The sequence below is a fragment of the Rossellomorea aquimaris TF-12 genome (genome assembly GCF_001648555.1).
Classification (GTDB): Bacteria; Bacillota; Bacilli; order Bacillales; family Bacillaceae_B; genus Rossellomorea; species Rossellomorea aquimaris.
The window spans coordinates 77360-97597 of record NZ_LQXM01000028.1 but is presented as its reverse complement, the minus strand read 5'-3'; the positions used below and the strand labels follow the sequence as shown (position 1 = coordinate 97597).

Genomic DNA, 20238 nt, shown 5'->3' with positions numbered 1-20238 from the left:
TGTTGACTAATATTGTTTATCGTAAATCTTTCTTACTTTATTCACCAAAGCTTCATTGGTTGAGTAGTAAAATAGAAAGGAGTATACTGAATAGTAAGATACGATAAGTTGGAGGTGTAGAGAATGAGTGAAGTTGTTATTCTTACAGAAGCCGCTGCCCTTCAAGTGAAAGATATGATGAAGGAACATGATGAAGTAGACGCCATGTTACGAGTAGCGGTTAAAGGGGGAGGCTGTAGTGGTCTTTCTTACGGAATGGGCTTTGAACACGAGATTCAAGAAGGAGATACGACTTTAGAACAGCACGGAATTAAAGTCATAGTAGCGAAAAATGATGCTGCCATCCTTAATGGCACAAAAATAGATTATAAACAATCCATGATGGGCGGCGGATTCACCATCGACAATCCGAACGCCATCGCGTCATGCGGGTGTGGATCATCGTTTGTAACGGCGACGAATAAGGGTACGCCTGAGGATTGTTAAAGAAACGCAAAGAGGGACGGACCTCCATTTTTGGAGGTCCGTCCCTCTTTCAATATATTAAATACTTTTTAATGCTTCTGAAATTGAAGTGTTTCCTTTTAATATTTCGAACACTTTGTGGTTGGTTTCCTCTGTGTTGAGGGATTCGACAAGAACTTTTGCTACATCTTCCCGAGGGATGTCGCTACTTTTATCTGTGATGGAGCTTGATGCAATGATTTTTCCGGTTCCTTCATCAAAAGAGAGGGCACCAGGTCTGACGATGGTATAGTTTAATCCGCTTTCCTTTAGGTAAGCATCTGCTTCACCTTTTGCTTTAAGGTAAAATTGTAAGCCTTCAGGACCGCTTGACGGTTGGTCTGCTCCCATGGAACTCAACATAATAAAGCGTTCAATACCCATTTTCTTCGCATAATCAACGGTTTTCTTCGCGCCCTCTAGATCAACAGCCTGTGTTTTATCGTCTCCCGTATCACCGCCACTACCAGCTGCGAAAATAACGGCGTTAACATTTTCTAACGCATAGGAGAAATCCTGCTCTAAATCCGCAACAATCGGTCGAGCACCCAAGTCTTCCATTTCTTTTGCTTGCTCGTTTTTACGAATCATGGCTCTGACAAAGTGCTGACTACTACTTGATAGTTCTTTTACTATGTGACGGCCTGTATGCCCGTTTGCTCCAATTACAAGAACATTCATTAAATACATCATCCTTTTCATGAGTTTTTTAACCTATTATTGGTCTACCCATTCAATGGCAATTTAAACAATGAAGTTGGCTTAGGGCACCTTACTTATTTATTTTTTTCCGTTTGTCTACTTCGAAAATTCAAATCAATGACCATTTCTCCAACTCCCATGGCAATCATTCCGTTCAATAATCCGAAAAAAGGCATGACGCTTATCTCACCTGTGAAAATCATCATGATCATAGCTATGAAACTAAAAAAAGTAAATACCATCCCTGAAATATAGATTAATCGGCCCATAAACAATAGAATCGGATCCTTTCACCAAAAATTTATTTTTCGTCTCTCAGGTTTTCTTTCATAAGAGAAGCAATTTCTTGACTGTTATCATCATCTTGCTTTTCTAACTCTTCGATCACTAATGCTTGCCGTTCTTTCGAATGGTTTTGACTTAGCTTTGCTTTTCCTTCGATAGAGTCAATTTTTATTTTAAAGGCGACAATTCCTTTTCGTAACCCATCCTTAGTTTTTTCATCAACACCATCTAGTGAATAGGAGCTATCTTTTCCTTCATACTTTGATACAAGGGTAGAAAGGGAATGGATGATCTCTATTTCATTTTCAATCACTTCCGCCTGGCCTTTTACTTGTACAGACACATAGTTCCAGGTTGGAACCGTTTGGTTGCTTTCGTACCATGAGGGGGAAATGTAGGCGTGGGGCCCTTGAAATAGTACAAGTAATTCCTGATCCATTAGATCCTTCCATTGTGGATTGCCCTTCGCAAAATGACCATATAAGTAGTTTGTTTTCCGATCAAGATATAGGGGCAATTGAGTTGCCGAAGGTCTTCCATTATGTTGCGAAAAAATCGTAGCAAAGCTGTTTTCTTCCATGAACTTCATGAGAGTTTCATTATCTTTCATAGAGAAATCTTTAGGTATATACATTTTTCTCATCCTTTAACAATGATTTTGAATGACTCCTATTCAATGTTTATGAAAACAGTCATAAAAAAAGATCCAGGGAACGCAGCCCTGAATCTCCCATGAAAAAATAATGATTAGTCTGTGAACATAGATGTACTATGCATCGGTTGAACTCTAGCCTTTGGATCCATATAAGCTTTCGCATTGTTAACAGCCGTTGGCGCTTCGCCAAATCCACTGGCAATGAGTTTTACTTTTCCGTCATACGTACTAATGTCTCCCGCAGCGTAAATTCCTTCGATATTTGTTTCCATACGAGAGTTGACGACAATGGAATTTTTTTCGATTTCCAGTCCCCAGTCTTTAATGGGACCAAGGGAAGAAACAAAGCCGAAGTTCACAATTAGCTCATCCAAATCAATAATTTCTTTATCGTCCCCTCGAACCTCTTCCAAAATAAGTTGATTGATTTTGGATTCATCCGTCACAATTTCAGCTGGAACGAAAGGAGTTTTAAGCTCAACAGTGGAATTATGAAGGTTTTCAACGCTATGTTCATGAGCCCTGAACTTATCTCGTCTATGAACTAAATAGACTTTTTCAGCAATAGGCTCCAGCATCAGTGCCCAATCGACAGCAGAGTCACCGCCACCACAAATCACTACTTTTTTATCTCTAAAGTGTTCTAAATTATCAACGAAATAATGAAGGTTTTTGCCTTCAAATTGAGAGGCATTTTCCAGCTCCAGTCGACGCGGTTGAAACGCTCCGTTACCAGCTGTAATAATGATGGTTCTCGTATAGTGAACTTCTTTATCAGTTGTCAGCTTGAAACAGCCATCAGCTTGTTTCTCCACACCCTCCACTGCTTGTTCCAGGCAAATAGTTGTTTCGAATTTTGACATTTGCTCTTTTAAATTATTAACAAGATCTTGAGCTTTCACCTTTGGAAAACCGGCAACATCGTATATGTATTTTTCAGGATAAAGAGTCGATAGTTGACCGCCCAGTTGGGGTAAACTTTCGATAATCTTAACTGAAGCTTTTCTCATTCCCCCATAGAAAGCAGTAAACAACCCAGTAGGTCCGCCACCTATGATTGTAATATCATAAACTTTTTGATCTTCCTTCAACGAGATCCCTCCAACGAAATAGTTGTTCATACTATAATTTATTCTATCACAGAGCATTCAATCCTTCACAATATTTGGATTTATAATTAAGAATAATCAGAATAATATTTCGACCATGTATTTTCTTAATATTCTTAAGTTTATTATTTCCTATATATATCTTGAAAATAAAATGCAAAAAGAATATTATGTAATGTAGGCATATTGTTAAGAAATTATGACAATTTTCGCATTTGCTTGATGCACTTCGTGAAAAACGTCACATACTTATTCATTTATTATTCTATATTTTATACACTGTTTTTCCTTTGAAAAGGAAAATCGTCTCGTTTATATTCGTTTTGCTTTTAGTTGATTAGGGAAAATGATAGTATCAACAGATTGAACGGGATAAAAAAACGTCATGTGGAGGACTCTAAGAGTATCCAACACAAATTTATAAAAAAAAGGTGGATGTGATTCAGTTGAGAAAGCCAAGAATCGTTGTTTTAGGTGCAGGTTATGGTGGATTAATGACGGTAACTCGTCTTCAAAAGCAATTGGGTACAAATGAAGCGGAAATTATTTTAATTAATAAAAATGATTATCACTATGAAACCACTTGGTTACATGAAGCTTCAGCAGGTACACTTCATCACGATCGTGTACGCTACAACGTAAAAGATGTAGTAAATACAAGCAAAGTAAACTTTTTACAATCTACTGTTGAAGATATTAAAGTGGAAGAAAAGAAAGTTATTACAAACCAAGGCGAAGTGGAATTTGATTACCTGGTGGTTGCATTAGGTGCAGAATCAGAAACATTTGGCATTCAAGGACTTCATGAGCATGCGTTCATGATTTCTAACATTAACTCTGCTCGTCAAATCCGTGAGCATATTGAATTACAATTTGCTACGTATAAGAATGAAGAAGAGAAGAACGATGACCGCCTTACAATTGTTGTAGGTGGTGCTGGTTTCACGGGAATCGAATTCTTAGGTGAACTGGGTAACCGTGTTCCTGAGCTTTGTCATGAATATGATATCGACCGCAAGAAAGTACGCATTGTATGTGTTGAAGCGGCACCAATGATTCTTCCTGGATTTGATCCTGAGCTAGTGAAATATGCTCGTGCTAAGCTTGAGAAAAAGGGTGTTGAATTCCACATCGGAACTCCACTTAAAGAAGCAAAAGCTGACAGCGTATTAATTGCTAAAGGTGAAGATGAAGTAGAAGAAATCAAAGCAGGTACAATTGTTTGGGCTGCAGGTGTTCGTGGTAACTCCATCATCGAAAGAGCTGGAATCGAAAACATGCGTGCTCGTGTAAAGATTAACAAGGACTTAAGAGCTCCTGGTCACGAGAACATTTTCATCATCGGTGACTGTTCATTAATGATCAATGAAGAAACGGAGCGTCCATATCCTCCGACTGCACAAATCGCTATGCAACAAGGTGAAGTATGTGCCCGAAATATTGGAGCTCTTCTTCACGGTAAAGATCACTTAGAAGAATTTACTCCAGATATCAAAGGAACAGTATGTTCACTTGGTGAAGACGACGCTATTGGTGTTGTATATGGCAAAAAATTAACAGGAACAAAAGCTTCCTTCATGAAGAAAATGGTAGACAACCGTGCATTATACATGGTTGGTGGACCATCACTTGTCTTCAAAAAAGGGAAATTCAAGTTCTTTTAAGCCTTAATAAGATAAAAATAAAGCAGGGCGCATGTCGCTCTGCTTTTTTTCTAATTTTTGGGGGGAATCAATGTGAAAAGGGGAAAAGTTTGGCTTGCAGCAGCAGGACTCGTTATAAATGCAGAAGGAAAATGGCTTGTAGTAAAGAAAAAATATGGGGGATTAAAAGGGATGTGGTCATTGCCGGCAGGATTCGTTGACGAAGGAGAGACAGTCGATGAAGCAGCTCTCAGAGAAGTAAAAGAAGAAACAGGGCTTCATACAGTAGTTCTAGGAGTGATTGGTATTCGGACAGGTGTCATTGATCATACGATAAGTGATAATATGTTGATCTTTCACTTAAGAGATTTAAAGACCCATTCACTAAAAGTAGAAGCAAGTGAACTATTGGATGTTCAATGGAAGTCCCCACATGAGCTTAAGTCTGATCAGAACACCTCTATCATGGTTCATGAAATGCTCAAACAAGAAAAATCCTTTAAACACCACCAGCCAATCCAAGGGTTGAATCCAGGTGATCAATTTAAGTACAGTAGCTATAAGTTATTTATTTAAAAATTCTGTAAATTATACGAAATAAAGAGAAAACAAAAGAAAAACATAAATGTATTCGCTTTCTTAAGGGTACATCCCATAAAATGTCCCTTTTCTTTCTCCAAAATAGATGATATATTATCAGAAAATTAAGAAATTAATTACAAGGGAGAGGGAATTATGAGAGCTACTGCAAGTACTAAAACAAAATTTTGTCTTTACTGTTCAGGAAAAGGATACTTTCAGTTAGTGTTAGGTGGTTCCGAAACGTGTCCTTGTTGCGGAGGTAGTGGAAAGCAAAAATAAGAAAGCTATCTTATATAAGGCAGGTCTAAATCTCTCGTAGAAAAAGGAGAAGATTTGGATCTGTTTTTTTGTTAGGAAATGTTTATTTTATCAGCGAGCTAAAGGTTTTTCGACAAAACTCCATTACACTTAAAATAACCAATTATGTTGATTTTGTGAATAGAGACGGAATCTGCCTTTAAAATATTGACGCTTTCATAAACATTGAGTACACTAAAGTTTAGTGTTTATGGAGGTGCAAACGGTAAATGCCTATACATGTAATGATTATTTCCATGCTTTTATTTTTCGTTCTATTTTTCGGAATAGGATTTTTGCTAAATATGTTATTACGTATGACCTGGATTATGGCAATCATCTATCCAATTATCGTTATTTTTATCGTAGATGATGTACGCTTTATCAATTATTTTCGTCAGCCTGAAGAGTCTTTCTCAGAATTAGGAACGAAATTGGGAAACTTAGCTCTTGCTGATTTGGTGATTTTAGGTAGTGGACTAGCCGGAGCTATTCTTTCAGGGATTGTAATGAGAATCCTTAGAGCAAAGGGCTATCGAATGTTTTAATAGAATCCGTTTAACTCGAGGAAATACTCGTGTTGAACGGATTATTTTTTTAGTTTAGAGTTCATTTACTTAGGGTATTTGAAATAGGAACTGGCATCCTAATAAATTCCAAATATTAAAAATATTCAATTATTTTATCAATTTGTGAATAATTCTCCTCTGGATTGGGAAGACATAAAGGTGGGAGGAGTGAATACATGAATTTGGTAAAAAAATGGACAAAACGTCTTGTCATGGTTAGTCTTTTTGTACTAGCGTTAGGTACAACATTTCAATCCGTTTCAGGTGTGGAAGCCCAAACTCTTAAGACCTGGATAATGGATCAAAAGAGTAAAGAAGAGCAATCAAGTATATACTATAAAAATCATAAAACAAACACTATAAGTTTGTCTTACAAATTTATAAAAAGAGTAGCGGGAATTGGAACGAAAATTTCTTCAAGTGAACCGGTTGAAGCCAGCCCGAGAACGTTAGAGAGCTCTATAGATTGGGAACAGTACACTAAACATACCGTGATAGCGACGGGCTATACAGCAGGTGTAGAATCGACTGGGAAGAGTCCTGGCCATCCGGGTTATGGAATTACATACTCTGGTGTAAAGGTTAAGCGTGACCTATACTCAACCATTGCAGCCGATCTAAATGTGTATCCCATTGGTACCATTCTCTTTATCCCTAACTATGGATATGGTGTAGTAGCGGATAAAGGCAGTGCTATTACCGGGAATAAACTGGATCTTTATTATGATACAGTGGAAGATGTATACAACAAATGGGGGAAACAAACCTTAGACGTATATGTCATTCAAATAGGCAATGGTGAGCTGACTGAAAAACAATTAGTCGCACTTAATGAAAATAAATCTATGCAAGTATTTAGACAACAAATTTTATCCAGTAAAAAAGAGTAGAATAAAAAAGCTCGTAGGCATCAGCCTACGAGCTTTTTTCATGGACTTCCTCATTCAGATATATATCAGGATGGAGTTTTTTAGCAAGCTCCACAGCCCCTTTTAATAAAAGGGGTGAAGGCCTGCAATAGAGAGCTTCCTCTAATACTAAAATGTGCTCCTCTTGAACAGCCTTCATGTCACTCCATCCCGGGCGTTTCCGTACAATATCAGGGTTTACACGCTTTTTCTGCACACCAACCCATGCCAGGCAGATGTAGTCAGGGTTGCGCTTCTGTACATCGTCCCAATCGGTTTGAACACTTGCAAGCTCCACGTCCTCAAATGCATTTCGAGCCCCTACCAACCGGCTGAGTTCCGTTAACCAGTTCACTTGTCCTGGGGTGAAAACAGGCTTTGGCCACCATTCCCAATACAAGGTAGGGATATTTTTCACCTTTTGACTTAATATCCTTAGCTTTTCAATGGTTGAAAAAAAATCCTTCTGACGTTGTTTTGCGTGGGCTTCAATGTCACATGCTAACCCAACTGTGAGAATGTCATTTCCAATATCTGAAAAGCTTTGAGGATTCAATGTAATATGAGGTATTTTTCTCTTATTCAGCTCTTCTATGTTTTTTTCCATTCCTGGGACGCTTAAGGATGAGAAAACTAGATCTGGCTCTAGCGACTGTACCTTATCCATATCAATGGATAAATCTGGTCCCACCTTTGGTAAGGATCTGACCTCTTCAGGATAATCTGAGTAGTCATCTACTCCAACAAGGTAAGGTGTTAACCCGAGGTAATCGATAATCTCAGTATTACTAGGACAAATAGAGACAATTCTCATAGGTTCACTCCTAGGCATAGATAATGTAATGGAGAAGAAGGGTTAGGATAATCCCTGAAAGTCCACCAAAAAAAACTTCAATGGGTTTGTGGCCTAAAAGTTCTTTAAGCTCCTTGCGTTTTTCTTGTTCAGGTTTGTTTTGCCAACCCTTTGCTTCTGACATGAATCGCTGAAAGTCCACCATCAATTGGTTAAGAACGATGGCTTGTTCACCGGCTTGCCTTCTCACACCCGTTGCGTCAAACATGGTGATGATGGCAAACATCGCGGAAACAGCAAAGATAGGGGAATCAACTCCCACTTCCAGAGCAACTCCTGTACTTAATGCCGTCACTGCTGCTGAATGAGAGCTCGGCATCCCACCAGTAGAGGTAATTAACGACCAATTTAACTCCCTCGTCGCGATAAATTGGATAGGGACCTTTACGAACTGTGCAAAAAAGATTGAAAATAAAGATGCCCATAATGGAAAATTAAAAACGAATTCCATGCTGCGAAATGCCACCCTTTCAATTGTTTGAATAAAAATAATGTTCTCATTATATCATACCCTTTCCCGTACTGAATTAACTTAACAGCTTATATAGTTAGAAAGTCGAAATAAACAAACATCTTCGTTATAATAGAGAGCGGAGGTGTCGTGAAAATGAATTTTTCAATTAATCAAAACCCGGTCACTCAAGCAGCACAGGAATGTCTAGTGGTGGGAATTTACAACCAGCCTTCTTTTGAAGGGGAATTAAAAGAACTTGACGAACAATTTGAAGGGTATTTAACAACCTTAGTAAAAGACGGAGATGTTTCATCCAAAGCAAAAAACGTATCTAAAATACATACATTTGGCAAGATTGAAAGTAAACGTATCTTATTTGTAGGTCTTGGTAAGCAAAAGGAGCTCACCTTTGATTTATTAAAAGAATCCATCGGTGTAGCTTCGAAAGCCTTGAAGGAAATGAAGGTTTCTTCTTTTTCCATCGCTTTAGACACATTCGTTTCAGAGGAAATGGTAGCAACGGACGTGGCTCACGCATTTACCGAAGCTTTTACAATGGCAACCTATGAATTCCATGGGTACAAGAAAAAATCCAATGAACCAGAAGTACATGTTGAATCTATGGAATTCTTTACAGGCTTCGATGCAAAAGAAGTAGAAACTGCGTTACAAATAGGTTCAGCATTTGGTAATGGAGTAAATTCAGCTCGTACATTAGTAAACACTCCAGGAAATCTGCTTACTTCTACAAAATTAGCTGAATATGCTTTAGAATTAGCCAAACGCTACGACTTCGAGGCTGAAATCCTTGATAAAGAAGAAATGGAGAACCTCGGTATGGGAGCGCTCCTGGCTGTAAACCAAGGATCTGTTGAACCGCCGAAAATGATTGTTCTGAAATACAACGGCAGAGACGAATGGAAAGATGTCATCGGTTTAGTAGGAAAAGGAATCACCTTCGATACCGGTGGCTATTCACTTAAACCGAAAGACGGCATTGTCGGTATGAAAACTGACATGGGTGGAGCGGCTGCTGTTCTTGGAGCCATGGAAATAATCGGTGAAACAAAGCCTGAACAAAATGTGGTAGCCGTCATTCCTTCAACAGATAACATGGTGAGTGGAGCTGCATTCAAGCCAGACGACGTCATTACGTCTATGAGTGGTAAAACCATCGAAGTATTGAACACTGACGCAGAAGGCCGCCTGGCTCTTGCAGATGGAATGACCTATGCGAAGCATCAAGGAGCGAACTACCTTGTTGATGTAGCTACCTTAACGGGTGGAGTCATTGTTGCACTTGGAGAAGACAAAACAGGTGCCTTAACAAACAACGAAGCTTTCTTTGAGCAAGTGTTAGAAGCATCCAGTGAATCTGGAGAGTACATTTGGCAGCTGCCTTACACAGAAAATGATAAAAAACGTGTAAGAGGAAGCGAAATTGCAGACCTTAACAACTCCCCAGGACGTGCTGGCCACGCCATCATGGGCGGAGCATTTGTTGGAGAATTTGCCGACAATCTCCCATGGGTCCATCTTGATATCGCTGGAACTGCCACGACCAAAGGAAAGTATGAATTAGGTCCAGCAGGGGCAACAGGTGTCATGGCTCGAACACTGGCACTGTTGGTAGAGAGATTCGAACCAATTCAATCAAAATAAATGAATAGAAAATAGCCTTTTTCCAGTATGGTGCTGGGAATAGGCTATTTTTTTCTAGATTAGTAGGGGGATATGATAAATCGATCCGTTATAGGTGGAAATCCCTCCAAATCAATCCAATTAGACGCAAAATCAATCTAAAAATAGAGAAAATCGATCCATTTACCATTTACTACCATTTCGAATTATAATCCCATACTTGTTACCAGTAAAATAACCCCATGCATCCTCCTCAACCTCTGCCAAAAGAAAACACGTTATCCCAACACCAAAACCTACCAACAAATATTTTATCGATTTATCAGACTAAAGTATTGACAGAGTCTCTTTATCTTGTTAAAGTTGAAAACGTGATTTTATTACTCTACCAATTTAGCGAACTAAAGTAAGTGTAGAATTCATATACATCTAGAAGGAGTGAAAGAAATGAATGCCGTTATTATTGCCGTTCTCGTCATGCTTATTTTAAGCTTAGTACGTGTCAATGTCGTTTTCGCCTTGATTACTGGAGCGTTAGTCGGAGGATTAACAGGTGGATTAGGGTTAGATGAAACCATATCCGTGTTTTCTGAAGGAATTAGCGGAGGAGCTAATATTGCCTTAAGTTATGCATTATTAGGTGGATTCGCTGTTGCGATTTCCTATACAGGAATTCCAAATCTACTTGTTGAGTGGGTTTTAAAAGTTGTAGGGAAAGAAGGAGAAACAAGAAAAACAGCCCTTTCTAAAGCACTTATTGTTCTTTCTATATTAATTATGGCTTGTTTTTCTCAAAATGTTATTCCTATTCATATTGCTTTTATTCCAATCTTAATTCCTCCTTTATTAAAAGTGATGACGGAGTTAAAGATTGATCGCCGTTTAATAGCTGCGGTGATTACATTTGGTCTAACAGCGCCTTATATTCTGTTACCAGTTGGATTTGGTTTACAGTTCCATGAAATTATTGCTCAGAACATGGCGAGCAGTGGAATGGAGATTACATTAAGTGATATTCCAAAAGCCATGCTTCTTCCAGTAGGGGGAATGGTGATCGGGTTGCTTATTGCTGTGTTTGTAAGCTACCGTAAACCTAGAGATTATAAAGAAGCAGAAGAAGTAGTAGCAGAAGAAAAAGTTGTCTACAATAAAAGAGCTATGATTTTTGCACTGGTTTCTATCGTTGTAGCTCTATATGTTCAGCTTCAACTTGAATCCATGATATTTGGTGCATTAGCTGGTATTTCAGTATTGTACTTATCCGGTTCAATTAAATGGAAAGAAGCAGATGGACTGCTAAATGAAGGTATGAAAATGATGGCCTTCATCGGATTTGTTATGATTACTGCTTCCGGGTTTGCTGAGGTTGTCAAAGCAACAGGTGATGTTGAAACATTAGTTGAAGCAACTGCAGATGCTATCGGTGGCAACCAGGCATTAGCTGCTCTGATTATGTTAATTGTTGGTCTACTTGTTACAATGGGAATCGGATCTTCTTTTGCCACCATTCCGATTATTGCAGCTATATTCGTACCACTGGCAATGGAGTTAGGCTTTAGTCCATTGGCTACCATTGCTATTGTTGGAACAGCAGGAGCTCTAGGTGACGCTGGTTCTCCGGCTTCTGATAGTACCCTTGGACCGACAGCTGGGTTAAATGCTGACGGCCAGCACAATCATATTTGGGATACATGTGTACCAACATTTCTACACTACAATATTCCATTGATTCTTTTCGGTTGGATTGCAGCAATTATTTTATAATTTGTCAAAAAAAGCAGGGGGCCACCCTGCTTTTTTTATTTGCACCTTTTCCTAAAAAGGCTATTCGCCCACTCAAAATCCCATTATTCTGCATAAATCAATAGTGTACCCTAAATAGAAATAAGAAGTGAGCTCCTTTTGTAAAAGGGGTAGTCTCACAAGAAACGGAGGAGGCAGCGTGATGAATGACAGAATCGTATACGGTAGAAGACCAATTGGAAGAAGGCCCTTTTTTGGAGGGGGATTCTTTGGTGGACCGTTTGTAGGAGGAGTCTTAGGAGGATTGCTAGGTTCAGCGATATTAAGACCACGTCCTTACTATTACCCATACTACCCGTATTATCCACCATATGGCTATGGATACCCACCGTACTACCCATATTATTAATGTAAAATAAATAAAGCAGTGAGTACTCGTTTTGAGTATTCACTGCTATTTTTTCTTCATACATTTAGACGTATTTATTACATCTCCCTCCAACGAACGATTACGATCACATGACAGCAATCCACTTCTCCAAGCGTTTGATCGAACACTAGACGCATTCCATCTGGATTAAAGGTGACAATGGGTTGTACCTTGATGCCAGTTGAGGTAATCAGTTTATGTACCTCTTGATTATTCGATTTTTGGGCTGCATTCATTAGTTGGAAAGCGAAGTTCTTATCTGATTTTATTCTATCTAAGACTGTTTTTGCATTGTCCAGCAAAACTAACGTTTTATCTGATGAAGACATAAATGTTTTGGTCTCTACTTGAGGAAAGGAACGATAGTGAGAATGAAAAGGTCGGAAATAGGAGTGAGGAGGAATGGTGTGACGATGGGCAGGCTGATAGAACGGGTGATAACGATACATGAAGCAACTCCTTTCATTTTAGAGAACTGTTCTTAGGAATGTATGTATTTGAAATGGAAATTATTCATTTGTACCTCTTGTATGTAGTAAAAGAAATAAAGGGATTTCATCCTCTTTATCGAAAATGTAATGTAGTAGAATATGAATGAGGTGAGCAAATTGAATATGGAAAATACATTGATTGGTGCCCTTGGCATTGAGTTTGTTGAGTTAGGAAAAGGAAAGGTTATCGCTACGATGCCTGTAAATGATCGTACGAGACAACCCTTTGGTTTTCTTCATGGGGGAGCGTCTGTTGCTTTAGCTGAAACAGTAGCCAGTGTAGGAGCAGTGGAATTGATCGACCTTGAAAAAGAGATCTGCTTCGGTCTTGAAATCAATGCAAATCATATTAAAGCAAAGCGTGATGGAGTAGTTACAGCAACAGGAACGGTTCTTCATCAAGGGAAGAGTACGATGGTGTGGGACATTAAAATCACGGATGAAGACGGTCAACTCATTTCTGTATCACGTTGTACAATGGCTGTTGTGCCGAAGAGATAATGAATCAATACAAATACATACGTTTAAAAAAGTGAAATTTTGGGAATTGGATAAGCAACCATTAAAAGGAGGTCTATTTAATGAGTTGGACAAAAAATGATTATCCAGATTCACTGAAAAACCTGCCTGCTGATGTACGAAACAAAGCCATTGAAATTGCCAATGCTCTGTTGGATGAAGGGTATGAAGAAGGACGAGCCATTGCGATTGCCACAGATCAAGCACATAAGTCCGAAGAAGGAGAATCTTCTAACAAGATTGAATATCATGTTACGCCCCATGATGATGGGTGGCAGCTAAAGAAAGCCGAGGGCAAACGTGCAATCATGGTGGAAGAGACGAAGGCTGGACTTTTGTCAAAAGCAAAAGACTATGTCACGGATCATTCTGGAACTTTAGTGGTTCATAAGCAAGATGGCAGTGTTGAAGAACACTTATATCAACGGTAAAAAAGGCTTGACCTTACGAGGAGAAACTCGTAAGGTCAAGCCTTTTGTTACTTTAAGAATTTTGTCTATCGTATTCTTTCTTATCTTTTAAATCATCCCGAACACTTTTATCCCAAAGCTTTACTCCTGTGTTGTAGGCTGCTCTTGAAATGAGGTGCCCTGCAACAGGTGCAGTCACAAAGATAAAGACAACGGCTAAAATTAATCGTGAATTAAAGTGACCATGCTCTAAATAAAAATAAAAGAAGGTCGCTATCAGAATAGACATAACGCCTAATGTAGCACTTTTAGAAGCCGCATGGTTTCGTGTATATACATCTGGGAGTCTTAATAGTCCAAATGCCGTTACGAGACTTAACAAGCCACCGACAATTAAGAAGAATCCTATGATAAATCTAATGATCTCGGTCACGTTCAATAATCTCCCCTTTCTCTAAGAACTTAGAAAAGGCCACGGTTCCTAAGAAAGCTAATATCCCCAGAAGGAGAATAACTTCCAGAAAGGCAAATGTATCAAGTACCATGGAAACAAGAGCGACGATAGCGATAAGGTTGATCCCGATTGCATCTAATGCAACAACCCGATCTGGTGTAGTCGGTCCTTTTATTACTCGATAAATAAGACCAAGCATAGAAAGTGAGACGCATAGTAAGGTAATTTGAAGAATGGTATATAGCATTAGCGACTCACCTCCATAATGGCTTTCTCAAATGAATTCTTGATTTCATCTATCGCATCATCGACATCGGGAATATCAATCGCATGGATATAAAGAATCTTATTATCAAGAGATACATCCACTACAAGTGTTCCTGGTGTTAATGTAATAAGATTTGCTAATAACGTAATTTCCCATTCTGTTTTCAACTCAGTTGGTAAAGCGAAAATCCCTGGTTGAAAATCGAGCTTAGGTCTCAGAATGGTTTTCAAAACTGAAATGTTAGCAAGAACAAGTTCTTTAAGAAATAAAAATAATAGGTTGATGACAGCCACCACTCTTAATAAATAAAAGCGAGAGTTGAAAAATCTTCTGAATGCATAAATCACAAGCAATCCTAATAAAAAGCCAATAAAAAATGACTGAGAAGTAAAGGATACCGAAAGAAACATCCAGACAAAGGCCATGAAAAAGTTTAATAAAATTTGAAAAGCCATGCTACATTACTCCTTTAACACTGCGTCTATATATAGATTCGGATCCAATAGTACTTCTGTTGCTTGTGAGAACAGGGGACGTAAGGCTTCAGCTCCAATGCCGTACAACACGGCAAGAAGTATTATGGTTGCAGAAGTAAACCATAAGTATCGTGCATGTGATTTCGTGATCCCTTTATATTCTTTAGGAGTTCCCCAAATTCCATTTAAGAAGATCTTAATGACTGAATATAGGACTAACAAGCTTGATGCAAGTACGACTCCAGCTCCTACATAAGCTCCATCGGCAAAGCTTCCTCTTAGGATCAATAGCTTCCCAATAAAACCACTCAGAGGAGGGATACCCGCTAGGGAGAATGCTGCTACTAAGAACGTCCATCCTAACCAAGGGTAATCTTTAATGAGTCCACCCATTTTCTTTAAATTGGTTGTGCCTGTAATACTAATCATTACTCCAATGAGAAGAAAGAGGCCAGCTTTGATCAGCATGTCATGAACAAGGTAATAAATAGAGCCTTCCAGTGCTTCGGGATTCATCGTTGATACACCAAATAAAATGACACCAACGGCAATAATGATGTTATAGATGATAATCTTTTTAACATCCCAATAAGCAATGGCTCCGATACACCCTAATACAATGGTTAAGATAGCTAGTATTCCTAGGATCTCATGTGTATATCCAATCTCATGATAAAAGAAAAGCGTATACGTTCGTAAAATTGAATAGACCCCTACTTTGGTAAGAAGTGCTCCAAACAAGGCAAGAACCGGTGTCGGAGGAGCAGAATAGGATCCAGGTAGCCAAAAATACAGCGGGAATATGGCTCCTTTTAAACCAAAAACCACTAAGAACAAAATGGCAATCGCCGTTAAGATTCCCGGCTGATTCACCTCTGCAATTTTCCTTGAGATATCTGCCATATTTAAGGTTCCAACTACTGAATACAGATAGGCAACCGTAATAACAAAAAGGGCAGAGGAGATCACATTGACTAGAATGTATTTAATTCCTTCACGTAATTGACTTTTCGTCCCGCCTAATACTAATAGCACATAAGAGCTCATAAGCATTACTTCGAAAAAGACGAAAAGGTTAAAGATATCTCCAGTTGTGAACGCACCATTGATCCCTACTAAAAGGAACTGTACGACTGGATAGTAATAGAATCTTTCACGATCTACTCCAATGGATTTAAAGGAATAGAGTAGGACCACTAGAGTAATGATACTCGTTGTGGTGACTAGTAAAGCAGAAAGCATATCAGACACGAGAGTGATTCCGAATGGAGCTTCCCAGCTTCCTAGGTTTACAGTCTGAATTCCTTTCGTACTAACCGTATGGATTAGTACAAGAGAAGCGGCAATGGTAGCCAAAGTAGAAAGGGCTGATAATCCCCTTTGTACTTTCACATATTTGCTGATGAACATTAAGATAATCGCCGTAAATAACGGGATTAATATTGGTAGTAATAATAAGTTAGTCATTTCCTTCGTTTCCTCTCATTTGATCCATATTATCAGTCCCAAGTTCTTGATATGCACGGTAGGCAAGAACAAGGAAGAAAGCCGTTACACCAAAGCTAATAACAATAGCTGTTAGAATTAACGCTTGTGGTAATGGGTCAACATAAGATTTGGCATGTTCTCCTAGAAGAGGTGCTGCTCCTTCTTTGAGACCGCTAACTGAAAGAATTAAAAGATGTGCTCCGTGACTTAATAAGGCTGTCCCAATAATAATTCGAAGTAAGCTTTTTGATAACATCAAGTATACAGCGCTTGTAAAAAGAACTCCGACAACAATTGCCATTAATATTTCCATTATTCACTCACTCCTATCGTTTGAATAATGGTCATCGTTACACCGATAACTACGAGATATACACCGGTATCAAACAGCACTGCTGTATGAAGAGAGGTATCTCCCAGGAGTGGAAGGTGAAAGTGATCGTAGGCATGAGTAAGGAACGGTACATCGAATAGTAAAGCACCTGCTCCGGTACCCACTGCTAAAAGTAAACCTATTGCTGTAATGATTTTATAATCAACCGGCAGGATAGTGGAAACGGTTTTGATATCATAAGCCAGTAACAACAATACAATAGCCCCGGACGTCATCAGGCCACCTATAAACCCACCACCAGGGGTGTAGTGCCCCGAGAAGAAGAGTCTCAGAGAAAACAGAATAATGATGAACGCGACAACATTTGTAACGGTTTGTAAAATGACATCATTTGTTTTTGTTTTCATCCTTCTTTCCTCCTTGTCAGACGCAATTTAATCATGGAGAAAATGCCAAGAGCCGCTATGGCTAACACGCAAATTTCAAACATTGTATCAAATCCACGAAAATCGACTAAGATGACGTTGACCATATTCTCTCCGCCAGCTTTATCATGTGTATTCTCAATATAATACTCTGAGATTGAATCAAACAGTTTTGTACTGTATGAAGATATTGCAAATAATGTAACGACAACCCCAACTCCAATTGAGATTAGGGCATTTCCAAGTTTAAAGCCCATTCTTTCCTCATGTCGACTCAATGGAGGTAAGTGGTAAAAGCAAAGTAAGAATAATGCTACGGATACGGTTTCAATGACAAGCTGTGTTAAAGCTAAATCCGGTGCACGGAACAAGACGAAGAATAAAGAAACCGTATAGCCTGCAGCCCCCAATGAAATAATGGACGTTAATCGAGATCGGGCAAATAAAATAGTAACGGAACTGATAATTAGGAGAAGGGCAATGGCCACTTCATATATTCCAATGGAAGCTAAATCATCAGTATTAATAGCGAATGCCCCATTAAACCACATGCTGAAAATCAATAAGCCTATAAAAAATGAGAAGATATAGACAAGGTACGTACGGATAAATCCTGTCATATACCCGATTGTGAAATTGTATGCTCCTCGTTCACTTCGAATTAATCCTCCGTCATAGAAGGAGTTTAAAGTAAATCGTTCAGGTATCCATGAGTATATCTTCTTCCATCTTGGTTGAAGTAGATAAAGCAGAATTCCGAAAAGAATAACACCGAAGGTCATAAACAGTTCAGGTGTAGGGCCATGCCAGAACGAAATATGTATTTCGTCTACTTTATAGTCGGGCGGCATGATTCCTTCAACAGCCGGTCCAATAATCCTGTGAGACAAAATATTTGGAAAGAAACCAAAAATAATCACAAGAGAAACTAAAATAATCGGTGAAATTAACATGCCAAGCGGTGCTTCATGTGGTTTCTTTTCAAGTTTTTCTGGCTGGTGCTTACCTGTAAAGGTTTTAAATACAATGATCATACTGTAAATAAACGTAAACACACTACCTATCCATGCAAGAACTGGGAAAATAACACCCCATGTATTTAAATGATAAAAGTCCATTTCCAGGACATTAATCATCCCAGTAAAGAACATTTCTTTACTCAAGAAGCCGTTAAATGGAGGAAGACCTGCCATTGAAAAGGCTCCAATAATGGCAATGGTAAAGGTAATCGGCATAAAATTCATTAAACCGCCAAGTTTACGGATATCTCGAGTTCCTGTTTCATGATCGACTATTCCGGCAACCATAAACAAACTACCTTTAAACGTCGCATGGTTAATGAGATGGAAGACGGCAGCCAAAGTGGCAATCCCATAAACACTGTCCTCAATGACTTCATAGTGAAGAGCAGCGGCTCCAACCCCAAGCAATGACATAATGAGTCCAAGCTGGCTGACGGTTGAGAACGCAAGAATTCCTTTTAAGTCTGTTTGTTTTACAGCATTGAAAGAACCCCAGAATAAAGTGAAGATACCAAATCCTCCAACGAGCCATAGCCATAAGCTTTCTTCTGCAAAGATCGGACTCATTCGTGCCACAAGATAAATTCCTGCTTTAACCATTGTGGCTGAATGTAAATAAGCACTAACAGGAGTCGGTGCTTCCATAGCATCCGGCAACCAGATATGGAACGGGAATTGAGCAGACTTCGTAAACGCTCCTAAAAGGACAAGAAGCATGGCTGGGATAAACATCGCTTCAGTCATTAATTGGTCAGAGATCCCCACTAATTCTCTAATACTGAAGGTTCCCCCCATTAAATAGAGAAGTAAGAATCCGGCAAGCATGGACAGTCCACCGAATACGGTGATCAGCATCGATTTTTGAGCGCCATATCTTGAACGCTCTCGATGATACCAGTAACCAATTAGTAAAAAGGAAGAAATGGAAGTGAACTCCCAGAACATGTAAAGAACAATCAAGTTATCTGAAAGAACAACCCCAAGCATAGCCCCCATAAACATCATTAAGTACACATAAAAGTTATGTAACTGTTCCTTTTTCTTATCCAAATAATAAATCGAATACAAGACAACTAAGGAACCTATGCCTGTAATAAGGAGGGCGAAGAGCAGCCCGAGCCCGTCGATATAGGCAATAAAGTTAATTCCAAACGATGGCATCCATCCCACCGTTTCCTTTATTGTGTCCCCATGTTTGGTAATGGAGATAAATTGAAAGAAGTAAATAAATAATGCGACTGGTAAGAGTAGTACAAACCAACCGGTATGTACATTTCTGAATGCTTTATACAGAAATGGAACAAGTATGGCAAATAAAAAAGGCGATAAAATAGCCCAGTGTAATAAAGTCATAAAAACCCCCCTCATATAAAATTCATGTATGTATGTTCTCGTTTTTCTACTTCATTCTATTAGAGGATTTTTTTCTCTATAGATTAAGACCGAAAGCCGAACCTCAAAGAGCATTATAACGTAAAAAATAAATGCTTGCATTACTCAGCATCCCAATCTCTTCAGATTGTTCAAGGAGTATTAAATATGTAGAGAAACGGAATTTAAACATAAAAATTATTTGATTTTTGCTTAGTGATTTTCCTTATATAGAATAGTTTCGGTCATTTTGGAGAATCCTATCCATAAGGTGGTGAAGTTATGAAAAAGAAAACATTTGCTGTAACAACCATATTTTTTACTTTATTTGGATTTGCGTGGCTCATTGAGTCCCAAGATCGTTTTAATCGAGGAATATTTGAAACCGAAGATCCCGCTTTAATGAATATAGCACCCGTTCAATACGGTGAAACGGAAAAAATGGATGGAGAGGTTACAAACGATCCCATTCAAAGACGTCCGTTTAAGTCTAGGGAGTATATCCGGATTGTGCCAACATCTACTTCCCAAACAGAAGAACTCACAGATTGACTGCTTTTTCATGAAAAACATGAAAAGGCAGTCATTTTCATTTTATAAGGCTA

25 protein-coding genes are annotated in these 20238 nt (G+C 38.8%); 12 read left to right on the top strand and 13 right to left on the bottom strand.

Going from position 1 to position 20238, the window contains the following annotated elements; translation table 11 throughout:
- The first annotated feature begins 123 nt into the window (after positions 1-123).
- Positions 124-486, top strand: coding sequence for a HesB/IscA family protein (locus IQI_RS11850; protein ID WP_064092856.1), 363 nt, complete (start codon positions 124-126; stop codon positions 484-486).
- A gap of 57 nt (positions 487-543) precedes the next feature.
- Here the strand turns inward: IQI_RS11850 and IQI_RS11845 are convergent, their stop codons facing one another.
- The 3 genes from IQI_RS11845 to IQI_RS11830 form a co-directional block, all read right to left on the bottom strand.
- A complete protein-coding gene (locus IQI_RS11845; protein ID WP_064092855.1) occupies positions 544-1185 on the bottom strand; it encodes an SDR family oxidoreductase in 642 nt (213 codons plus the stop codon).
- 322 nt (positions 1186-1507) lie between these two features.
- On the bottom strand, positions 1508-2125 hold the full coding sequence (locus tag IQI_RS11835; RefSeq protein WP_064092853.1) for an FMN-binding negative transcriptional regulator: 618 nt from the start codon (positions 2123-2125) through the stop codon (positions 1508-1510).
- Positions 2126-2238: 113 nt separating this feature from the next.
- The gene (locus tag IQI_RS11830; RefSeq protein WP_064092852.1) at positions 2239-3237 is read right to left on the bottom strand and encodes an NAD(P)/FAD-dependent oxidoreductase; all 999 of its coding nucleotides are present in this window, start codon (positions 3235-3237) and stop codon (positions 2239-2241) included.
- A 464-nt stretch (positions 3238-3701) separates the two neighbouring features.
- On the opposite strand from IQI_RS11830, the gene IQI_RS11825 reads away from it, so the two are divergent.
- From IQI_RS11825 to IQI_RS11810, 5 genes are all read left to right on the top strand, one after another.
- Positions 3702-4919, top strand: coding sequence for an NAD(P)/FAD-dependent oxidoreductase (locus IQI_RS11825; RefSeq protein ID WP_064092851.1), 1218 nt, complete (start codon positions 3702-3704; stop codon positions 4917-4919).
- 66 nt (positions 4920-4985) lie between these two features.
- Positions 4986-5474 (top strand): NUDIX domain-containing protein, encoded by a 489-nt coding sequence (locus IQI_RS11820; RefSeq protein WP_156509901.1) that lies wholly within the window; start codon positions 4986-4988, stop codon positions 5472-5474.
- Positions 5475-5633: 159 nt separating this feature from the next.
- On the top strand, positions 5634-5759 hold the full coding sequence (locus IQI_RS21255; RefSeq protein WP_162266043.1) for a YuiA family protein: 126 nt from the start codon (positions 5634-5636) through the stop codon (positions 5757-5759).
- Positions 5760-6007: 248 nt separating this feature from the next.
- Positions 6008-6325, top strand: coding sequence for a YuiB family protein (locus IQI_RS11815; RefSeq protein ID WP_064092849.1), 318 nt, complete (start codon positions 6008-6010; stop codon positions 6323-6325).
- Positions 6326-6522: 197 nt separating this feature from the next.
- Positions 6523-7236: a 3D domain-containing protein gene (locus IQI_RS11810; protein ID WP_064092848.1), complete on the top strand. Its 714-nt coding sequence runs from the start codon at positions 6523-6525 to the stop codon at positions 7234-7236.
- A 25-nt stretch (positions 7237-7261) separates the two neighbouring features.
- Here the strand turns inward: IQI_RS11810 and IQI_RS11805 are convergent, their stop codons facing one another.
- Positions 7262-8068 (bottom strand): cobalamin-binding protein, encoded by an 807-nt coding sequence (locus IQI_RS11805; RefSeq protein WP_064092847.1) that lies wholly within the window; start codon positions 8066-8068, stop codon positions 7262-7264.
- Between the two features lie 10 nt (positions 8069-8078).
- Positions 8079-8558 carry a divergent PAP2 family protein gene (locus IQI_RS11800; RefSeq protein WP_064092846.1) on the bottom strand — a complete coding sequence of 160 codons (480 nt, stop codon included), beginning with the start codon at positions 8556-8558 and terminating at the stop codon, positions 8079-8081.
- A 156-nt stretch (positions 8559-8714) separates the two neighbouring features.
- Between IQI_RS11800 and IQI_RS11795 the strand changes: the two genes are divergently transcribed.
- The 3 genes from IQI_RS11795 to IQI_RS11785 all read left to right on the top strand — a co-directional run bounded on the left by IQI_RS11795 (position 8715) and on the right by IQI_RS11785 (position 12354).
- The gene (locus IQI_RS11795) at positions 8715-10223 is read left to right on the top strand and encodes a leucyl aminopeptidase (RefSeq protein ID WP_064092845.1); all 1509 of its coding nucleotides are present in this window, start codon (positions 8715-8717) and stop codon (positions 10221-10223) included.
- 426 nt (positions 10224-10649) lie between these two features.
- The gene (locus IQI_RS11790; RefSeq protein WP_064092844.1) at positions 10650-11966 is read left to right on the top strand and encodes a Na+/H+ antiporter family protein; all 1317 of its coding nucleotides are present in this window, start codon (positions 10650-10652) and stop codon (positions 11964-11966) included.
- A 181-nt stretch (positions 11967-12147) separates the two neighbouring features.
- Positions 12148-12354 carry a hypothetical protein gene (locus IQI_RS11785; RefSeq protein ID WP_064092843.1) on the top strand — a complete coding sequence of 69 codons (207 nt, stop codon included), beginning with the start codon at positions 12148-12150 and terminating at the stop codon, positions 12352-12354.
- 77 nt (positions 12355-12431) lie between these two features.
- Here the strand turns inward: IQI_RS11785 and IQI_RS11780 are convergent, their stop codons facing one another.
- Positions 12432-12824, bottom strand: a complete 393-nt coding sequence (locus IQI_RS11780; protein WP_064092842.1) for a hypothetical protein — start codon at positions 12822-12824, stop codon at positions 12432-12434.
- A gap of 141 nt (positions 12825-12965) precedes the next feature.
- On the opposite strand from IQI_RS11780, the gene IQI_RS11775 reads away from it, so the two are divergent.
- Together IQI_RS11775 and IQI_RS11770 are read left to right on the top strand one after the other, a co-directional pair.
- A complete protein-coding gene (locus IQI_RS11775; protein WP_408007410.1) occupies positions 12966-13367 on the top strand; it encodes a PaaI family thioesterase in 402 nt (133 codons plus the stop codon).
- Between the two features lie 80 nt (positions 13368-13447).
- A complete protein-coding gene (locus IQI_RS11770) occupies positions 13448-13816 on the top strand; it encodes a DUF2188 domain-containing protein (protein WP_064092840.1) in 369 nt (122 codons plus the stop codon).
- A gap of 52 nt (positions 13817-13868) precedes the next feature.
- On the opposite strand, the gene mnhG is transcribed toward IQI_RS11770, so the two are convergent.
- From mnhG to IQI_RS11735, 7 genes are read right to left on the bottom strand one after another with little or no spacing between them, the layout of a single operon-like run.
- Positions 13869-14228 carry a monovalent cation/H(+) antiporter subunit G gene (gene mnhG / locus IQI_RS11765; RefSeq protein ID WP_064092839.1) on the bottom strand — a complete coding sequence of 120 codons (360 nt, stop codon included), beginning with the start codon at positions 14226-14228 and terminating at the stop codon, positions 13869-13871.
- On the bottom strand, positions 14212-14496 hold the full coding sequence (locus IQI_RS11760) for a Na(+)/H(+) antiporter subunit F1 (RefSeq protein ID WP_064092838.1): 285 nt from the start codon (positions 14494-14496) through the stop codon (positions 14212-14214). Before IQI_RS11760 ends, mnhG begins: the two co-directional genes overlap by 17 nt.
- Positions 14496-14972, bottom strand: a complete 477-nt coding sequence (locus IQI_RS11755) for a Na+/H+ antiporter subunit E (RefSeq protein ID WP_064092837.1) — start codon at positions 14970-14972, stop codon at positions 14496-14498. Before IQI_RS11755 ends, IQI_RS11760 begins: the two co-directional genes overlap by 1 nt.
- Positions 14973-14978: 6 nt before the next feature.
- Positions 14979-16460, bottom strand: a complete 1482-nt coding sequence (locus tag IQI_RS11750; protein ID WP_064092836.1) for a Na+/H+ antiporter subunit D — start codon at positions 16458-16460, stop codon at positions 14979-14981.
- Positions 16453-16794: a Na(+)/H(+) antiporter subunit C gene (locus IQI_RS11745; protein WP_064092835.1), complete on the bottom strand. Its 342-nt coding sequence runs from the start codon at positions 16792-16794 to the stop codon at positions 16453-16455. Before IQI_RS11745 ends, IQI_RS11750 begins: the two co-directional genes overlap by 8 nt.
- Complete coding sequence (locus tag IQI_RS11740) at positions 16794-17222, bottom strand: Na(+)/H(+) antiporter subunit B (protein WP_064092834.1); 429 nt, start codon at positions 17220-17222, stop codon at positions 16794-16796. The genes IQI_RS11745 and IQI_RS11740 overlap by 1 nt, the downstream gene beginning before the upstream one ends.
- The gene (locus IQI_RS11735; protein WP_064092833.1) at positions 17219-19615 is read right to left on the bottom strand and encodes a Na+/H+ antiporter subunit A; all 2397 of its coding nucleotides are present in this window, start codon (positions 19613-19615) and stop codon (positions 17219-17221) included. Before IQI_RS11735 ends, IQI_RS11740 begins: the two co-directional genes overlap by 4 nt.
- Before the next feature lie 300 nt (positions 19616-19915).
- On the opposite strand from IQI_RS11735, the gene IQI_RS11730 reads away from it, so the two are divergent.
- Complete coding sequence (locus IQI_RS11730) at positions 19916-20185, top strand: hypothetical protein (RefSeq protein ID WP_064092832.1); 270 nt, start codon at positions 19916-19918, stop codon at positions 20183-20185.
- Positions 20186-20238: the final 53 nt, after the last annotated feature.